Origin of the sequence: Parasphingorhabdus sp. (genome assembly GCF_048269865.1) — a bacterium.
In the GTDB taxonomy this organism is placed as follows: Bacteria; Pseudomonadota; Alphaproteobacteria; order Sphingomonadales; family Sphingomonadaceae; genus Parasphingorhabdus.
In genome coordinates this window covers 41,420-58,153 of sequence record NZ_JBLWUA010000010.1, presented here as the reverse complement: position 1 = coordinate 58,153, position 16,734 = coordinate 41,420, and the positions used below count along the sequence as shown (strand labels likewise).

Sequence of the window (16,734 nt, the reverse complement as noted above, 5' to 3'; positions counted from 1 at the left end):
CAGTAAGCTATGCCTTGTCGGGCAAAGTGTCAAATTAATTGGACATTAAAATATGTCTAAAAATCTGTCGGAAAAATTCCGGTGACGCGACCTAATTGCTGCGGTCTTTGCCGGACAGATTGCCCAGACCGTGACGGTGCAATTTGGAATAGAGGCTCTGCCGGCTCAGTCCCAATATTTCAGCAGCCGACGCACGATTGTCTGAGGTGTGGGCAAGCGCCGCTTCGATGCACATGCGCTCGATCAAGTCGGTGCTCTCGCGGACAATTTCTTTGAGCGGCTTGCGACCGACCAGTTCGGTCAATTGATCCACTGTACGGGGTCGGTCCCCGGCCCCTCTCGGCAGATCGCGTTCGCGGCGACCGACGCTGCGGATCGAATAGCCGTATATCGGGTGATCCCGATCGATCATGATCGCTGATATCTCGACCGGCTCCGACCCGCCGCTCAGGTCATTCACGACCGAACTGAAATTCCGGACATTCTGGTGATCCTTCAGCTGCTTTTTAAGCAGGCCCAGATCGACTTCCGGCCGCCCGATAAACCGGTTCAGAGACTGGCCGAGCAATTGTTCAAAGGCACCCGTCTGGACCAGTTCGGCAAAGGCCCGGTTGGCAATCATGATGTCCTGCTTTTCGTCGGTCACGACGAACGCGTCCGGCATCTGCTCGACTGCATCCAGAATATATTGATCTGATGTCTTGCCAGGCACATCGTGGGTGCCGTCGTCAATGTTAAGCAGCAGGAACTGCTTTCCGGATTGCCGAAACGGCGCAGCAGAAACCTTCACCGTGCCGGTCCGGTCCGTCAAACGGATCATGACGGGCTCGGTCGCTCCATTGACCGAAGCCGCACCCAGATAGGCGATCAGGGCACCATGATCGGCGGGATCGACAAGCTCCAGCACATCTTTTTTGTCAAGCGAACCGGGGGCAGAGCCCATCAGTGCATGGCAGGCGCGATTGGCTTGCTGGATGAACCGGCTGTCCGCTTCGATGATCAGGACGGGATAAGAAATATTGTCGAACAGCAATCGGTAGCGGGTTTCTGTCTGCCTGAGACTGAGATAATCGCGTTCCATCGACTGCTGCGTTTTCAACAGACGTTGCTGCAGCATCGCGATCGTGCGCAGGTCACGCCCGATTGCCAACAGGAAACCTTTGTTTGCCGGCCTGATCAATTTGTAACGAACCGGCACTTCGCCGTCGTCGTGGTTATGATTGACCTGCCGCCATTCGAGTCCGGATTCTTCCTCGTCGTCCAGCATCTGCTCGATCTTGGGCAGGCTGTCGATGGTAACCGTGTCTGCCCATTTTTGCCCAATCCACTGATAGACAAAACCATGGTCGGAGGAGTTTGCGGCAGCGTCGACAATCGTACCGCTGTCGTCAATCGCCAGCATGAAATCGCCTGATGCATAGGCGAGTTCGATTACATCGTCTTTTGAAAATCCGTCAAAAATAGCATCCGCATCGCCGAAGGGAATCCGGTGATCAGCTGGTTTCAGAATGTTCATCGGCGTTCGTCATATTCTATAATAAACTCTCAAACATGTCTGCTTTCAGAGGCACAAGCGCGTCAGCCAATTTTACCGCGGCCGGTGCGTCAGAAGCTGTCGCATCGGCACCGCATTCTTCGATCAAGTTGGGCGCATCGTTGATGACACGCCCCCCCATCATAATTCTCGTTTCGGGGTTGTTGGAAACCGACCTAATCGCGCTGACCAAACCAGACAGGGTCGCCTTAGGGCAATCAAGGCTCACGGTCAATCCGACGAGATCATAGTGTCGATTGGCAAATTTTCCAATCAGTTCCGACTGGCTGGGCTCGATCAAAATGTCCGCATCCCAGCCGGCGCGGTAGAAGCATTCTGCGATCATCAACGTTCCGAAACTATGCTGTTCTCCAGGCATGGTCGAAAACAAAGCCGACCGCTGTCCGAAGCCGGCGATGGCAGGCGGCGGAATGCGCAGGGTCAGTTCGCGCAATATTTCCTGGATGCGCCAAAGGCCCATGGTCACATCGACAAAATCGCGTTCATCGGACTCCCAATATTCGCCAAGCCTGCGGGCCGTTGGAGCCAGCAGATCGACGTAGATGGAATCAACGGAACTGCCATTGGCGAGGCATTTGTCGACAAAGTCGAGCAATTCGCGTGCATCGCTGGTGGTGGAAAGCAGGGAGAATTCTTCGACATCGTCAGCGGTGATCATACGCGATGAAATCAAAGTTTCTTCTGGGGACAGGTTTTGTTCTTCTAGCCGGTAGCCAGGTTCTTGCCGATCCGCGATCAGCCGGGGTATGACGAGGTTCTGGATCAAGAGAGATAAATCGTAACCAGCATTGTCAGGCTTATCCTTTGCAGGAAGTTTGGTTCTTGAGCGTTCCTCTGCGTCTGCACCCTCGGGTGTCATGATCTTCCAGGTTGAACGCCAATCGTCGAGTTTGGATCGTAGTTCGGATATCCCAAAATCAGTAGGCATTGTCAGACTCCCCTAAAAGTCTGGTCGGCGTGACATAACGTCGGCCACTCGGACCCTTTCGGTCCTTGAGTGAGTCGCAAGCTATGTCAATTCTGGGTAGCTGACAATGTCTAAAGTGTCAAATAAAATGGACGTCTAAAAAACTTGACACTTTATCCAAATCGGACTTACTCTGCATATCGCAACATTGGGAGCGGTCGATCATCACATGGTGAAGCAGAACAATCCAGAACTGACAAACGCGGAAAGCAAGGGTCTAGCAGCGACTTCGCAAGTCGCTTCGTTATATACGGATGACCAGCGCAAGCGTCGCGACGAGTCGATCTGGACGCTGGTTCAGGGAATATTGGCGCCCATCCAGTTTCTGGTTTTTTTATGCAGTCTATCACTAGTGATACGTTTTTTGGTCACCGGTGAAGGCGAGGCCGCCGCCGAAGTCTCGGTCCTGCTGAAAACATTGGTCCTGTACCTGATCATGATCACCGGTTCGATCTGGGAAAAGGTCGTCTTTGACGAATGGCTTTTTGCCCGCTCTTTCTTTTGGGAAGATGTGTTCAGCATGGCGGTGCTGGCTTTGCACACCGCCTATCTGGTAATGCTGTTTGGCGGCTGGGGTTCGGTCAAGCAGCAACTCTATGTCGCGTTGGCGGCCTATGCTACTTATGTCATCAATGCCGGGCAGTTCCTCTGGAAGCTGCGGGTAGCGCGATTGCAGGGTACGCAGCATATGGCGGTGGCAGCGTGAACGCTGTCCTGCCTCTAGCGAAAGCCAACGGAAGCGATTGCGCGCCGGTTCTCAAGGAACGGGGCCAGCGGGAAGTATTCTGTGGTCTTACCGGCATCGTCTGGCTGCACCGCAAGATGCAGGATGCATTCTTCCTTGTCGTCGGATCGCGGACATGTGCGCATTTGCTGCAATCCGCCGCCGGCGTGATGATTTTTGCCGAGCCGCGTTTTGCCACGGCGATTATGGAAGAGCGCGATCTGGCCGGTCTCGCCGATGCCAATGAAGAGCTGGACCGGATCGTCGATCAGTTGCTTGCGCGGCGACCCGAGATCAAATCCCTGTTCCTTGTCGGCAGCTGCCCCTCGGAAGTCATCAAGCTGGACCTTTCAAAAGCGGCGCAGCGGCTTGGTGCAAAACATGCGCCGCGGGTTCGGGTGCTCAACTATTCCGGCAGCGGCATTGAAACGACCTTTACCGAAGGCGAAGATGCCTGTCTGGCGTCGCTGGTTCCAGTCATGCCGGAGCTGTCGGACGATGCGCCGGCCAATCTGATCATCGTCGGTTCGCTGCCCGATATTGTTGAAGACCAGTTCATGCGGCTGTTTGCGGATCTCGGTATCGACAATGTCGCAAGCCTGCCGGCGCGGGCGGTTTCCGATCTGCCCGGCGTTGGTCCCAACACCCGTTTCCTTCTCGCCCAGCCGTTTCTGGGCGACACCGCGCAATGTCTGAAAGAACGCGGCGCGCAAAGACTCGATAGCCTTTTTCCCTTTGGAATAGAGGGCACCACCAGCTGGCTGCAGGCGGCAGCGGATGCATTCGGCGTGGATCAGGATCATTTCGATTCCGTACTCGCTCCCTATCAGCAGCGCGCCGTGAAGGCGATTGCGCATCAGCGTGAACGGCTAGCGGGCAAGTCAATATTCTTCATGCCGGACTCGCAGCTGGAAATTCCGCTGGCGCGTTTTCTGGCTAATGAGTTGGGCATGGTGCTGACCGAGGTCGGCACGCCTTATCTGCACCGCACGCATCTGACGCAGGAACTGGCTGCATTGCCTGCCGGTGTGCAGCTTAGCGAAGGGCAGGATGTCGACAAGCAGCTGGACCGGGTTCGCGTTGCGCAGCCGGACTTGACGGTCTGCGGGCTTGGCCTTGCCAACCCGCTGGAGTCGGAAGGTCTTTCGACAAAATGGGCGATCGAACTGGTGTTCTCGCCGATCCACGGTTTCGACCAGGCGGGTGATCTTGCCGAATTATTTGCGCGGCCACTGCGCCGCCGCGATGTGTTGAGGGTATAGCAGATGCAGCTTTCCGTCTGGACCTATGAAGGACCGCCCCATGTAGGAGCCATGCGGGTTGCCACGGCGATGGAAGGCATTCACTATCTTTTGCACTCTCCGCAGGGCGATACCTATGCGGACCTGCTGTTCACAATGATCGAACGGCGGGACAAGCGTCCCCCCGTAACCTACACCACGTTCCAGGCGCGCGATCTGGGCAAGGATACGTCGCAGCTCTTTCAAACCGCAGCGCTGGATGTTGTCGAGCGGTTCGCACCGGATGCGATGCTGGTGGGTGCCTCGTGTACCGCCGAACTGATCCAGGATGATCCCGCCGGACTGATCGAGAACATGGGTTTGCCGATACCGGTCATTCCGCTCGAACTGCCCAGCTATCAGCGCAAGGAGCATTGGGGCGCGGCTGAAACCTTCTATCAGATTGTCCGTACGCTGAGCGACAAGAGCCGGCGGGCAAGTGACAGGGAAGGCCGGCGCCCGCTGGTCAACCTGCTGGGGCCGACAGCGCTCGGATTTCGGCATCGCGATGACATCGTTGAGATCAGCGGCTTGCTCGGCAAGATGGGCATTGATGTGAATGTCACCGCGCCGCTCGGTGCTTGCGCTGCCGATATCGCCCGGCTTGGAGAGGCGGATTTCAATATCGTGCTCTATCCGGAAACCGGAGATCTGGCGGCGGAATATCTGAAGCGTGAATTTGGCCAGCCAGCGGTGCGGACTGTGCCTATAGGCGTCGGCGCAACGAAGGATTTTGTTCGGGAAGTGGCCGATCTGGCCGGCGTCGATCCGGAGCCGATGCTGAAAGAAGGGCTGTCCCGTCTGTCCTGGTGGAGCCGTTCGATCGACTCCAACTATCTCACCGGCAAACGGGTGTTTATCTTTGGCGACGGTACGCATGCGGTCGCGGCGGCAAGACTGGCCAGCGAGGAACTTGGCTTCAAGGTCGTCGGCCTGGGTTGCTACAACCGCGAATATGCCCGCGATGTCAGGGCAGCGGCGAAACTCTATGGTGTAGAACCGCTGATCACCGATGACCATCTCGCGGTCGAACAGGCTATTGAGGACGCGCAGGTCGAACTCGTGCTCGGCACGCAGATGGAGCGCCATATTGCCAAGCGCTTTGGCATCGGTTGTGCGGTGATTTCCTCGCCCGTCCATGTCCAGGATTTTCCCGCGCGCTACTCGCCGCATATGGGATTTGAAGGGGCCAATGTCATATTTGACGAATGGGTCCATCCGCTGGTGATGGGGCTGGAGGAACATCTGCTGACCATGTTCCGCGACGATTTCGAATTCAACGATCATGCGGGTGCATCGCATCTGGGTCCGGGCCATTCCGCTCCGGTAAAAGAAGAAGTCCTGGCTGCACCGGCCAATGATACCGAGGCCGTGTGGAGCGAAGATGCGCAGCGCGAGCTCAAGAAAATCCCGTTCTTCGTCCGCGGCAAGGCAAAGCGGAATACCGAGACATTCGCCTCCGAACAGGGCGTCTCCACTATCGAACTGGCGACGCTGTACGAAGCCAAGGCCCATTATGCCCGGTAGCGTCAGCCCTGCCGTCCGGGTGGTGATCGTCACTCTGGACAATCATCTCGCCGGGGCCGTCGAGCGCGCCAATATGCGGCTGGCCAAGGACAATATCAGCATCGGTATCTATGCGGCGTCCGACTGGGACCGCAATCCGGCGGTGCTCGATCGCGCCAAAGCCGATATCGCCAAGGCTGATATCATCATCGCGACGATGCTGTTTCTGGAAGATCATGTGCAGGCGATCCGTCCCGCCCTTCTCGAGCGGCGCGATCAGTGCGATGCGATTGTCGGGCTGATGTCATCGGCCGATATCGTCAAGCTGACTCGGCTTGGCGGCTACAGCATGGACAAGCCGGCCAAGGGACCGATGGCGCTGCTCAAGAAGCTCCGCGGCTCGAAAAAGCCGGGCGCGAGTTCCGGCGCGGGCCAGATGAAAATGCTGCGGCGGCTGCCGAAGATATTGCGCTTCATTCCCGGTGCGGCGCAGGACGTGCGCCAATATTTTCTGACCATGCAATATTGGCTGGCCGGATCGGATGACAATGTCGTCGATATGGTGCGCTCGCTGATCGACCGCTATGCCAGTGGCGACCGCGCGGCGCTGGTCGGACAGATGGCCGCCGAGCCGCCCCGTGAATATCCCGAAGTCGGAGTCTATCATCCGGATCTGAAAGAGCGGCTGACCGAAGATGCGAGCAAGCTTCCCGTCGGTCAGAACATATCCGGCACCGTCGGGTTGCTGATGCTGCGGTCCTATCTGCTGGGCCGCGATACCGGGCATTATGACGGTATGATCCGGACGCTGGAAGCGAGCGGTCTGCGCGTCATCCCCGCTTTCGCCAATGGTCTGGATGCCCGTCCGGCGATCGAAGAATTTTTTGTCCGCGACGGCGAACCGCAGGTCGATGCGATCATCAATCTGACTGGATTTTCACTGGTTGGCGGGCCTGCCTATAACGACGTGGATGCTGCGGTAGAAACGCTGACCGGTCTTGATGTGCCCTATATCGCGGCGCATCCAATCGAGTTCCAGTCGCTCGAGCAATGGGGCGCTGGCAAGATGGGGCTGCTGCCGCTCGAAACGACGATGATGCTGGCGATCCCAGAGCTGGATGGCGCAGTGGCACCCAGCGTGTTCGGCGGACGCTCGGACGGTTCGGCTGAAGGCTGCACCGGCTGCAGCCGCAACTGCAAATTCCCGGCCAATGACAATGTCCGGGCGATGCACAGCTGTCCGGAACGCGCAGAGGCATTGGCCGCCAAAGTGGGTAATATGATCAGCTTGCGCCGCGCCGAAAAAGCCGTGCGCAAGCTCGCCATCGTCCTGTTTAACTTTCCGCCCAATGCCGGGGCAACCGGAACCGCTGCCCATCTGGCGGTGTTTGAGTCGCTTCACGCCACGCTGCATCGCCTGCAAAGCGAAGGCTATGATGTGGACGTGCCGGAAACGGTTGATGAGCTTCGCAATGCCATACTCTATGGCAATGCCGACCAGTTCGGCGCTGATGCCAATGTTGCAAGCAGGATCAGCGCCGATAACCACGTCCGCCGGGAGCCGTATCTCAGGGAAATTGAAGCCCAGTGGGGACCGGCTCCCGGACGGCAGCAAAGCGATGGCCAGAGCATCCATGTTCTGGGTGCGCATTTCGGCAATATATTTGTCGGGGTGCAGCCATCGTTCGGTTATGAAGGCGATCCGATGCGGCTGTTGTTCGAGGGCGATTTTGCTCCGACCCATGCCTTCTCGGCTTTCTACCGCTATATTCGCGAAGATTTTGGAGCCCATGCGGCGCTGCATTTTGGCACCCACGGCGCGCTTGAATTCATGCCGGGCAAGCAGGCCGGTCTGAGCGGCGACTGCTGGCCGGAGCGGATGCTGGGCGATTTGCCGAATTTCTATCTCTATGCCTCCAACAACCCGTCCGAAGGGATTATTGCCAAGCGCCGGTCGGGCGCAACGTTGGTCAGCTATTTGACGCCGCCGCTTGCGGAAGCCGGTCTGTATAAGGGCTTCACCGATCTCAAGGCTTTGCTTGAGCGCTACCGGACGGTGGCTGGCGATGGCGCAGAGCAGCAGGAACTGGAAACGCTGATCCGCGACCATTGCGCAGAACTCGATATCGAAGCGGGGGATATGGATAGCCTGTCCGCCCGGCTCTACGAAATCGAGCGCGAATTGATCCCGCAAGGTCTGCATATATTTGGCGGTGAACTATCGGGTGAGGACCGCGAGGCTCTGCTGTCAGCGATGGCGGAGGCCAACCCGGAACTTGAGCAGGCCGATATTGCAGCAAAGCTGGACGCCAATGACGAGCTGGGTGCTCTGATGCGCGCTCTGGATGGTGCCTTCATTGCGCCCGCTCCCGGTGGCGATTTGCTGCACAATCCGGATGTGCTGCCGACCGGTCGCAATATCCACGGTTTTGATCCGTTCCGTATCCCGAGTAAATTCGCCTGCAATCAGGGCAGCGCACAGGCCGAGCAGCTGATCGAGCGGCATCTGTCGGATGGCGGCGCGCTGCCCGAAAGCATTGCCATGGTGCTCTGGGGCACCGACAATCTGAAAAGCGAAGGATCGCAGATTGCACAGGCGCTGGCGCTATTGGGCGCGCGGCCAAGATTTGATGATTACGGCCGGTTGGCTGGTGCGGAGCTGATCCCGCTGGCAGAATTGGGCCGGCCGCGGATTGACGTTGTCATCACCCTGTCCGGTATCTTCCGGGATCTGCTGCCGCTGCAAACGCGGATGATTGCCGAAGCCACTTATCTGGCGACCATGGCAGACGAGCCCAGCGAACAGAATTTTGTCCGCAAGCACAGTCTGGCGCATCAGGCGCAGCATCATTGTGATCTGGAAACCGCGAGCCTACGCGTCTTTTCCAACCGGCAGGGCGCTTATGGTGCCAATGTCAACATGATGATCGACGAGGGGTCGTGGAGCGATCCGGAAGAGCTGGCCAATATGTTCGAAACGCACAAGGGCTATGCCTACGGCCGGAGCGGCGAGCCGGCGCAGCATCGTGAACTGCTGGAAAGCGAACTGGCCGGCGTTGAACTGACCTATCAGAATCTGGAATCGGTCGAACTCGGCATCACCGATATCGATCATTATGTCGACGGGCTCGGCGGTATGAGCAAGGCGGTGGAAAAGGCCCGCGGCTCAACGACGCCGGTCTATATTGTCGATGCCACCCAGAGCGGCACCGCGAAGGTCCGGACCCTGGGCGAACAGATCGATCTGGAAACCCGCACCCGGATGCTCAATCCGAAATGGCATGAGGGCATGCTCAAGCACGGCTTTGAAGGCGTGCGCGAAATTGAGCATCATGTGACCAACACGATGGGCTGGTCCGCTACGACCGGCACGGTGTCTCCCTGGGTCTATCAGAAAATCAGCGAAACTTTCGTGCTCGACGATGCGATGCGCGCGCGGCTGGCAGAGCTCAATCCGAAATCATCCGCCCGTGTGGCCGACCGCCTGCTCGAGGCATGCGAGCGGCAATTGTGGACCCCCGACGCAGCGACGCTGGCTGCCCTCAGAGATGCCAGTGACGACTTGGAAGACCGGCTGGAAGGCCTGGTCGCAGCAGAATGACAGGAGCAACAGACAGATGACCCTATTAGATGGAAGCGACTCCCCGCCCGATGGCGACGGCAGTGTCCAGGTTGCCCTCGATCCCGATGACAAGATCCAGGGCGCGAAGGTCTTTGCGGTCTATGGCAAGGGCGGCATTGGCAAGTCGACCACCTCGTCCAACCTGTCGGCGGCCTTCTCGAAACTCGGCCACCGGGTGCTGCAGATCGGCTGCGATCCGAAGCATGATTCCACCTTCACGCTGACCAAGAAAATGATGCCGACGGTGATCGACGTGCTTGAGACCGTGGATTTTCACAGCGAAGAGTTGCGCGTCGAGGACTTCATGTTCGAAGGCTATAATGGCGTGATGTGCGTCGAGGCCGGCGGACCACCGGCGGGCACCGGGTGTGGTGGCTATGTTGTCGGGCAGACGGTGAAGCTGCTCAAGCAGCACCATCTGCTGGAAGATACCGACGTGGTGATTTTCGATGTGCTCGGCGATGTCGTCTGCGGCGGCTTTGCGGCACCGCTGCAACATGCCGATAGCGCAGTGGTTGTCGCCGCCAATGATTTCGACAGCATCTTTGCGATGAACCGGATTGTTGCGGCCATCAACGCCAAGGCCAAAAACTATAATGTCCGGCTGGCTGGCGTCGTCGCCAACCGCTCGGCCGAGACTGACGAGATCGACCGGTTCAGCGATGCGATCGGCATGCGGCGGCTGGCCCATTTCAAGGATCTCGACGCGATCCGTCGGTCGCGCCTGAAAAAATGCACCCTGTTCGAAATGGAGGATTCGCCCGAAGTCGAGCAGGCGCGGCAGGAATATATGAACCTGGCGCGGACGCTTTGGAACGGTGTCGATCCAGTGGCGGCGAAACCGATGAAAGATCGCGATATTTTTGAATTTCTGGGGTTTGAATGATGGGATATAGCTTGGCATCAACATCATATCAGGAAAGCCGTACGCGGCTGGAAACCTATTTCGACAAGACCGCGCGCAAGGCGTGGGAAGATCTGACATCCGATGTGCCGGTGAGCGGTATTCGCGCCACGGTGCGGGCAGGGCGGGACGCGATGCGCGACCTGCTGTTGTCTTCGCTGCCGACCGACATGCATGGCATGCGGTTGCTGGACGCGGGCTGCGGAACGGGTGCGCTCGCCATTGCTGCTGCTGAACGCGGTGCCGATGTTGTGGCGATCGACGTCTCGCAGGGCCTGATCGATGTCGCCCAGAAACGTGCGCCGAAAGATCTGCCGATAGACTGGCGGGTGGGCGATATGCGCAATCGGGATCTCGGCCTGTTCGATCATATCGTCGCAATGGACTCGCTGATCCACTATGATCTGCACGATGTGATGGGCGTGCTGCACGCGTGGTCCGCCCGCGCCAATGAAATCGCCTTCACTTTCGCGCCGAGCACAACATTGCTGAAAATCATGCACGCGACCGGTAAGGCCTTTCCGCGCAATGATCGCTCGCCTGCGATCAAGCCCATTGCCGAACACCGTCTGAAGCAGGAAATTCAGGCAGATATGAATGACTGGACCGTCGATTTCAGCCAGCGGATTTCGAGTGGCTTCTACAAGTCTCAAGCGATGGGAATTAGCCGCGCATGAAGCAGAAGCCATCCGCTGTTACTTTTTGGCAAGCCGTTGGAACGCGGTTCTTGCCCTTTGCGGACGCAGCAAGCGGCGAGCTTCCCCTCGGGCGCTTGCTGCGTCTTGCCCTGTTCCAGGTCAGCGTTGGGCTGGCAACGGTATTGCTGAACGGAACGCTCAACCGCGTGCTGATCGTGGAACTGGATACGCCGACGTGGATCGTAGCGCTGATGATTGCCATCCCCTTGCTGGTCGCGCCGTTCCGGGCGTTGATCGGCTACCGCTCCGACACCCATCGGTCCGTATTGGGCTGGCGGCGGGTGCCCTATATCTGGTTTGGTACATTGGCCCAATTTGGCGGTCTGGCGATCATGCCCTTTGCCCTCATTCTGATCACCCGGCCCGACACCTTCGTTGCCGGCGTCGCCGCCGCCTGTCTCTCGTTTCTGCTGACCGGGGCAGGGATGCACGTCACCCAGACCGCCGGACTGGCGCTGGCGACCGATATTGCGCCGGATGACAAGCGGCCCCGCGTCGTTGCCCTGCTTTATGTCATGCTGCTCGCCGGCACGATGCTGGCGGCGTTCACCATTGGCAATCTGCTGGCAGACTTTACCGCCACCAAATTGGTTCAGGTGGTGCAGGGCGCCGGCGCGCTGACCATGGTGCTGAACATAATCGCCCTGTGGAAGCAGGAAGCGCGCAACACCAAGATCACGATGTCGACCGAAGCAAATCCGAAATTCTCCGAAATCTGGGCATCGTTCACGGCGCAGCCCAATACGAAGCGGCTACTGCTGGCGATTGGACTGGGTGCGATGGCCTTTGCAATGCAGGACGCGCTGCTCGAGCCCTATGGCGGTCAAATTCTGGGCCTGTCGGTCGGTTCAACCACGGCGCTTACCGGGACCTGGGCATTGGGCGCGCTGGTGGCCTTTGCCTATAGCGGCAAGCGGCTTGCGGCCGGTGCAGACCCGCTGCGTCTGGCTGGACTGGGCGCTGTTGCCGGAATCGCGGCTTTCCTGATGACGATATTTTCAGCGCCGCTGTTGTCCGTGCCGCTGCTGTTTGCCGGAGCGACGATTATCGGCTTTGGCGTCGGACTGTTTTCGGTCGGTACAATGATTGCCGCAATGGGGCTTTCGGGTCCCAATAACGCCGGACTGGCGCTCGGTGCCTGGGGCGCGGTGCAGGCCAGTTGTGCAGGACTGGGAATCGCCTTGGGCGGTTTGATCCGGGACGGCATGGCCTATCTGGCTTTGGCCGACGGCTTCGGCGCGACACTGGCGGACCGGGCGACCGGATATGGCACCGTGTTCTTACTGGAAATCCTGTTGCTGCTGGTGACCATGGTCGTGCTCGGACCGGTGATCGGCCGCGACAACGGCCGTACAATGAGTGAGAGCAAGGGCTTCGGGTTGAGCGAATTTCCGACCTGATTGGTAACAAGAATTTTGAGGAGACTGGACGATGGATGACGTAAAACTGATAGGCACACTGGATGTGACCGAGTTGGTATTTTTTGCATTTGTGCTCTTTTTCCTGACGCTGATCTTCTATCTGCGTCGTGAAGATCGCCGCGAAGGCTATCCGCTGGAAGACGAAACCACCGGGCGCGTCGATACGCCCGGAGGTCCCATGCTGACGGCGACGCCAAAAACGTTTCTGATGCCGTTCGGTCGCGGGACCGTGACGACACCGACGAAAGGCCGGGAAAAAGTGGATGTAGCAGGTGCGCGGACGTTCCGTTCGCCAGGGGCACCTTATTATCCGACCGGTAATCCGCTGGTAGACGGCATTGGCCCGGCAGCATGGGCAGAGCGGTCCAGGCATCCCGACCTGAATGCCCACGGGCAGAACCGGATTGTCCCAATCGGTCTGGCCGGCCATATCAGCGTGCACAAGAATGACGCGGATCCGCGCGGTATGGCGGTGATCGGTGCTGATGGTGAAGTTGCCGGTACCGTTACCGATCTCTGGATCGACAATGCCGAACATGTCATCCGATATCTGCAAATCGATGCGGGCGGGAAAACCGTGCTGGCACCGATGGCCATGTCCAAGGTCAAAGGCAGAAAGCGCCAGGTTGTCATTGATGCCGTGAATGCCGCGCAATTCGCAGCCGCACCGGCTCCGGCCAAGGTCGACGAGATCACCTTCTATGAGGAAGAGCGGATCGTTGCCTATTTTGGCGGCGGCTATCTCTATGCGAACAGCGAACGGCAGGAGCCGCTGCTATGAGCGAATATGATCATGAACCGATCCGCGGCTTGCCCGGCGAATTGCCAGGGGATGAGCATATCATCTGGCAGGGCGCACCAGATTGGAAGAATATGGCAATGTCGGCGCTGCATATCCGTCTGGCCTTCGTCTATTTCTTCGTGATCGCGGCCACCGCAGCGTTGCGGGGCGACTGGGGCACAGCGATGGCAGTGACGGCATTCGGCGCAGTGACGATCGGGATGCTTGTTCTGTTCGCATGGGGAGTGGCGCGGACCACGGTCTATACGCTGACCAACAAGCGCTTCGTGCTGCGGATCGGGGTGGCGCTGAACAAGTGTATCAACCTGCCGTTGGGCGAACTTGAATCGGCCAATCTCAAGCAGCTGGCGAACGGCATGGGCAATATTGTGCTGACGCTGAAAGGTGTGCCACGGCTGGGCTATCTGATGCTCTGGCCGCATGCTCGCTCACTGCGTTTCGTCCGTCCACAACCGATGTTGCGCGCTATTCCTGAAGCACAAAGAATTGCCGCCCTGCTGTTCAAGGCGACGAAGGAAGTACAATCCATCGCTCCCTCGCAGGAGATCAGGCCGGAACGCAGCAATGACATCGCACTGGAAGGATTGGCGGCATGAGCCACGCACATGACCATGATCCAACCGTGCCGCGCGGTGCTCTGGTTGCGGCGGCGATATTGCTTTTGTTCACGATGGCACTGACCGGCGCGGTGACTTCGGGGCTGATCCCGCAATCGGGCGATCCTGACGCATCGCGCGCGGCGCAACATATCATGCCGGCCCAGGAGCGGGACTTGCGCTTTACCGACCGGGAGGACGGCGCAGTGGTCGTGACCGATGCTGCGACCGGCGCAACCGTCATGGAAATCGGTTTTGGCGAAGGCGGATTTGTGCGCGCGACGATGCGGCGGATGGCGAAGGTTCGCGCAGCCGCCGATATTGGATCCGAGCCGCCGTTCAAACTCACCTTGTGGGAAAACGGCGCCTTGTCGCTCAGCGATCCACAGACCGGAAAGGAAGCCGAAATTCACGGCTTTGGCCCCGACCATAGCGCGACCTTTGCGGCGATGTTGAAGGATACCCGCTCATGACCGGACTATTCTCCTCGGAAAAATTTGATACCCATTGCCGCGTCGAGATCGAACAGAGCCCCGACCACTTTCATGCCCATGTTGAACTGGCTGACAATCTGGCCATCTATCCCGGCGACCGGGTGCAGGTTCACGGCGAACCAATCATGGTATCCTTTGGCGAGAAGGTCTCTTTCGACCGCACCGCAACCGTCCAGCGCGCCGGACATCTCCGTCGTGTCTGGACGAAAATCTCCGGCTATTTCGAAATGGCCGAATTATACGAAGTCAGCTTTACCCCAGGGAGGCTTTAATGAACGCCCACAGCAAAATTTCAGACGCAGAATCAACCACGGTCAAACGGGATGCATCGATGCTCGATGTGCCGGACACGATGGCGATTGCGACCCAGGATACGGTGTTGGCACCGCGTTTCTACACCACTGACTTTGATGCCATGGACAATATCGACGTGTCGTCCGTGCGCAGCGAGTGGGAAGGCCTGATGGATGAAATGGAGGGCGACCCCAATAAACGGCACTTCAAGAAAACCGACAAGTTTGATGGTGTGATCGAAAGTCTGGAGCCCGATCTCCAGAAAGAATTTATTGATTTTCTCGCCAGCTCGCTGACGTCCGAATTTTCCGGCTGTATCCTCTATGCAGAAATTGCCAAGCGCACCAAAAATCCGGATATGAAGCGCCTGTTCAAGCTACTCGCGCGGGATGAAAGCCGCCATGCCGGGTTTATCAACGAAACCCTGAAGGGTTCGGGTATCGGCGTCGATTTGGGCTTCCTGACCAAGACCAAAAAATATACATTTTTCAAACCGAAGTTCATTTTCTACGCGGTCTATCTCTCCGAGAAAATCGGTTACGCCCGGTATATTACGATATTCCGGGAACTGGCCAAACATCCGGAGAATAAATTCCATCCGATTTTTGACTGGTTCGAGGAATGGTGCAACGACGAATTCCGTCATGGCGAAGCTTTTGCGTTGCTGCTCCGCGCCGATCCGAAATTGTTGCAGGGCATGAACAAACTGTGGATCCGCTTCTTCCTGCTCTCGGTCTATGCAACCATGTATGTCCGCGATCACAACCGGCCGGTTTTTCACCAAGCGCTGGGCGTTGATCCGGCAGAATATGGCTATAAGGTCTTTTCGATCTGCACCGAAATCAGCAAGCAGGTCTTCCCGGTCGAGCTGGACACCGATGATCCCCGTTTCCGCAAAGCGATGGAGGGTCTGCGGATGGCCTCGGTTGGTATTGAAGCGGCAAAGGCGCGTGGCGGGATTGTGGGCAAAATTGCGCGCGCAAAATATATGGCGAAAGCCGGCTGGATGTTTGGCAAAATGTATTTCATGAAACCAAAGGCCAACGCGTTGCCGCAGCAAATCAGACTCTCACCCGCATGGTAGGGATTGCGGCCATTGCGTTACCCTTTGTGGTGGTGATCATACTCTGGTTCGTCAGTACCGGGCTGGTTGCGATGCTCAACCATCGTCTCCGGCAATCGTTCGGCCGCGCTTTGATCATTGCCGGCGTTTGTGCATTCGGCGGATTGTCACTGCTGGTGTGGACCAGCCATTCGACCAGCGTCTGGGCCGTCTATGTCGCTTTTGTTGGCGGCCTGATGATCTGGAGCTGGCATGAAATCAGTTTTCTGACCGGCGCGGTGGCCGGGACGCATCGCGATCCGTGTCCGGATGATGCAAAGGGCTGGCAGCGTTTTTCCCTGGCGACGATGGCGCTGATCCACCACGAAATCGCCATCGCGATGACCGCAGCGCTGCTTTTGTCTCTGGCAGCGGTGACCGCCAATCCTACTGGCGCTTATACCTTTGCTTTATTGGCCATTTTTCGGCTATCGTCGAAGCTCAACATTTATCAGGGCGTACCCAATATGAGCGACGAGCTGCTGCCGGCACATCTCGATTATCTGAAGAGCTATTTCGGGCCGCGCCATTTGCGGCCGGTCCTGCCGCTGTCGATCGCCGCGATTTTGGGCATAGCACTGTATTTTTCCTATATGGCAGTGCAGGCCGAGACGGCTAATGGGACCGTTCAGGCTGGATTGTTGTGCTGTCTTTCTCTGTTGGCCGCACTGGAGCATTTTTTCTTCGCGATACCATTTCGCGATTCCCGTCTTTGGCAGTGGGCCCTGGGCGAACCAAAAACAGAAAAAGAAATTTGAAGAGGGAGTTT

The 16,734-nt window shown here is 57.9% G+C and carries 15 protein-coding genes; 13 read left to right on the top strand and 2 right to left on the bottom strand.

All coding sequences use genetic code 11. The features are described 5' to 3' along the window. Positions 1 to 91: 91 nt before the first annotated feature. Complete coding sequence (gene ppsR, locus ACN0WW_RS13850) at positions 92 to 1,516, bottom strand: transcriptional regulator PpsR (protein ID WP_417613456.1); 1,425 nt, start codon at positions 1,514 to 1,516, stop codon at positions 92 to 94. 16 nt (positions 1,517 to 1,532) lie between these two features. After that, positions 1,533 to 2,483, bottom strand: coding sequence for a cobalamin B12-binding domain-containing protein (locus ACN0WW_RS13845; RefSeq protein ID WP_417613455.1), 951 nt, complete (start codon positions 2,481 to 2,483; stop codon positions 1,533 to 1,535). Between the two features lie 208 nt (positions 2,484 to 2,691). Between ACN0WW_RS13845 and bchF the strand changes: the two genes are divergently transcribed. Genes bchF through puhE form a run of 13 tightly spaced genes read left to right on the top strand, consistent with a single transcriptional unit; the run spans position 2,692 to position 16,723 of the window. Then, a complete protein-coding gene (bchF, locus tag ACN0WW_RS13840) occupies positions 2,692 to 3,228 on the top strand; it encodes a 2-vinyl bacteriochlorophyllide hydratase (RefSeq protein WP_417613454.1) in 537 nt (178 codons plus the stop codon). Continuing rightward, positions 3,225 to 4,508 carry a ferredoxin:protochlorophyllide reductase (ATP-dependent) subunit N gene (locus ACN0WW_RS13835; RefSeq protein WP_417613453.1) on the top strand — a complete coding sequence of 428 codons (1,284 nt, stop codon included), beginning with the start codon at positions 3,225 to 3,227 and terminating at the stop codon, positions 4,506 to 4,508. The genes bchF and ACN0WW_RS13835 overlap by 4 nt, the downstream gene beginning before the upstream one ends. Positions 4,509 to 4,511: 3 nt before the next feature. Next, a complete protein-coding gene (gene bchB / locus ACN0WW_RS13830) occupies positions 4,512 to 6,053 on the top strand; it encodes a ferredoxin:protochlorophyllide reductase (ATP-dependent) subunit B (RefSeq protein ID WP_417613452.1) in 1,542 nt (513 codons plus the stop codon). After that, on the top strand, positions 6,043 to 9,633 hold the full coding sequence (locus tag ACN0WW_RS13825) for a magnesium chelatase subunit H (protein WP_417613451.1): 3,591 nt from the start codon (positions 6,043 to 6,045) through the stop codon (positions 9,631 to 9,633). Before bchB ends, ACN0WW_RS13825 begins: the two co-directional genes overlap by 11 nt. A gap of 16 nt (positions 9,634 to 9,649) precedes the next feature. Further along, the gene (bchL, locus tag ACN0WW_RS13820; protein ID WP_417613450.1) at positions 9,650 to 10,540 is read left to right on the top strand and encodes a ferredoxin:protochlorophyllide reductase (ATP-dependent) iron-sulfur ATP-binding protein; all 891 of its coding nucleotides are present in this window, start codon (positions 9,650 to 9,652) and stop codon (positions 10,538 to 10,540) included. Between the two features lie 11 nt (positions 10,541 to 10,551). Further along, complete coding sequence (gene bchM, locus ACN0WW_RS13815) at positions 10,552 to 11,235, top strand: magnesium protoporphyrin IX methyltransferase (protein WP_417613449.1); 684 nt, start codon at positions 10,552 to 10,554, stop codon at positions 11,233 to 11,235. 50 nt (positions 11,236 to 11,285) lie between these two features. Further along, positions 11,286 to 12,656: a BCD family MFS transporter gene (locus ACN0WW_RS13810; RefSeq protein WP_417613448.1), complete on the top strand. Its 1,371-nt coding sequence runs from the start codon at positions 11,286 to 11,288 to the stop codon at positions 12,654 to 12,656. A gap of 31 nt (positions 12,657 to 12,687) precedes the next feature. After that, positions 12,688 to 13,458, top strand: a complete 771-nt coding sequence (gene puhA / locus ACN0WW_RS13805) for a photosynthetic reaction center subunit H (protein WP_417613447.1) — start codon at positions 12,688 to 12,690, stop codon at positions 13,456 to 13,458. After that, entirely contained in the window at positions 13,455 to 14,075 is a 621-nt protein-coding gene (puhB, locus tag ACN0WW_RS13800) for a photosynthetic complex putative assembly protein PuhB (RefSeq protein WP_417613446.1), read from the top strand. The genes puhA and puhB overlap by 4 nt, the downstream gene beginning before the upstream one ends. After that, positions 14,072 to 14,548: a photosynthetic complex assembly protein PuhC gene (puhC, locus tag ACN0WW_RS13795; RefSeq protein ID WP_417613445.1), complete on the top strand. Its 477-nt coding sequence runs from the start codon at positions 14,072 to 14,074 to the stop codon at positions 14,546 to 14,548. Before puhB ends, puhC begins: the two co-directional genes overlap by 4 nt. Next, positions 14,545 to 14,841: a hypothetical protein gene (locus ACN0WW_RS13790; RefSeq protein WP_417613444.1), complete on the top strand. Its 297-nt coding sequence runs from the start codon at positions 14,545 to 14,547 to the stop codon at positions 14,839 to 14,841. Before puhC ends, ACN0WW_RS13790 begins: the two co-directional genes overlap by 4 nt. 59 nt (positions 14,842 to 14,900) lie before the next feature. Continuing rightward, positions 14,901 to 15,947 (top strand): magnesium-protoporphyrin IX monomethyl ester (oxidative) cyclase, encoded by a 1,047-nt coding sequence (gene acsF / locus ACN0WW_RS13785; protein WP_417613577.1) that lies wholly within the window; start codon positions 14,901 to 14,903, stop codon positions 15,945 to 15,947. Continuing rightward, positions 15,941 to 16,723, top strand: coding sequence for a putative photosynthetic complex assembly protein PuhE (gene puhE, locus ACN0WW_RS13780; protein ID WP_417613443.1), 783 nt, complete (start codon positions 15,941 to 15,943; stop codon positions 16,721 to 16,723). The genes acsF and puhE overlap by 7 nt, the downstream gene beginning before the upstream one ends. The last annotated feature ends 11 nt before the right edge of the window (positions 16,724 to 16,734 follow it).

Coding starts and splice junctions, on each gene's coding strand:
- bchB (WP_417613452.1), top strand. CDS start 4,512: ATGCAGCTTTCCGTCTGGACCTATGAAGGACCGCCCCATGTAGGAGCC.
- puhA (WP_417613447.1), top strand. CDS start 12,688: ATGGATGACGTAAAACTGATAGGCACACTGGATGTGACCGAGTTGGTA.
- ACN0WW_RS13790 (WP_417613444.1), top strand. CDS start 14,545: ATGACCGGACTATTCTCCTCGGAAAAATTTGATACCCATTGCCGCGTC.
- bchF (WP_417613454.1), top strand. CDS start 2,692: ATGGTGAAGCAGAACAATCCAGAACTGACAAACGCGGAAAGCAAGGGT.
- ppsR (WP_417613456.1), bottom strand. CDS start 1,516: ATGAACATTCTGAAACCAGCTGATCACCGGATTCCCTTCGGCGATGCG.
- puhE (WP_417613443.1), top strand. CDS start 15,941: ATGGTAGGGATTGCGGCCATTGCGTTACCCTTTGTGGTGGTGATCATA.
- acsF (WP_417613577.1), top strand. CDS start 14,901: ATGCTCGATGTGCCGGACACGATGGCGATTGCGACCCAGGATACGGTG.
- ACN0WW_RS13845 (WP_417613455.1), bottom strand. CDS start 2,483: ATGCCTACTGATTTTGGGATATCCGAACTACGATCCAAACTCGACGAT.
- bchL (WP_417613450.1), top strand. CDS start 9,650: ATGACCCTATTAGATGGAAGCGACTCCCCGCCCGATGGCGACGGCAGT.
- ACN0WW_RS13825 (WP_417613451.1), top strand. CDS start 6,043: ATGCCCGGTAGCGTCAGCCCTGCCGTCCGGGTGGTGATCGTCACTCTG.
- puhB (WP_417613446.1), top strand. CDS start 13,455: ATGAGCGAATATGATCATGAACCGATCCGCGGCTTGCCCGGCGAATTG.
- puhC (WP_417613445.1), top strand. CDS start 14,072: ATGAGCCACGCACATGACCATGATCCAACCGTGCCGCGCGGTGCTCTG.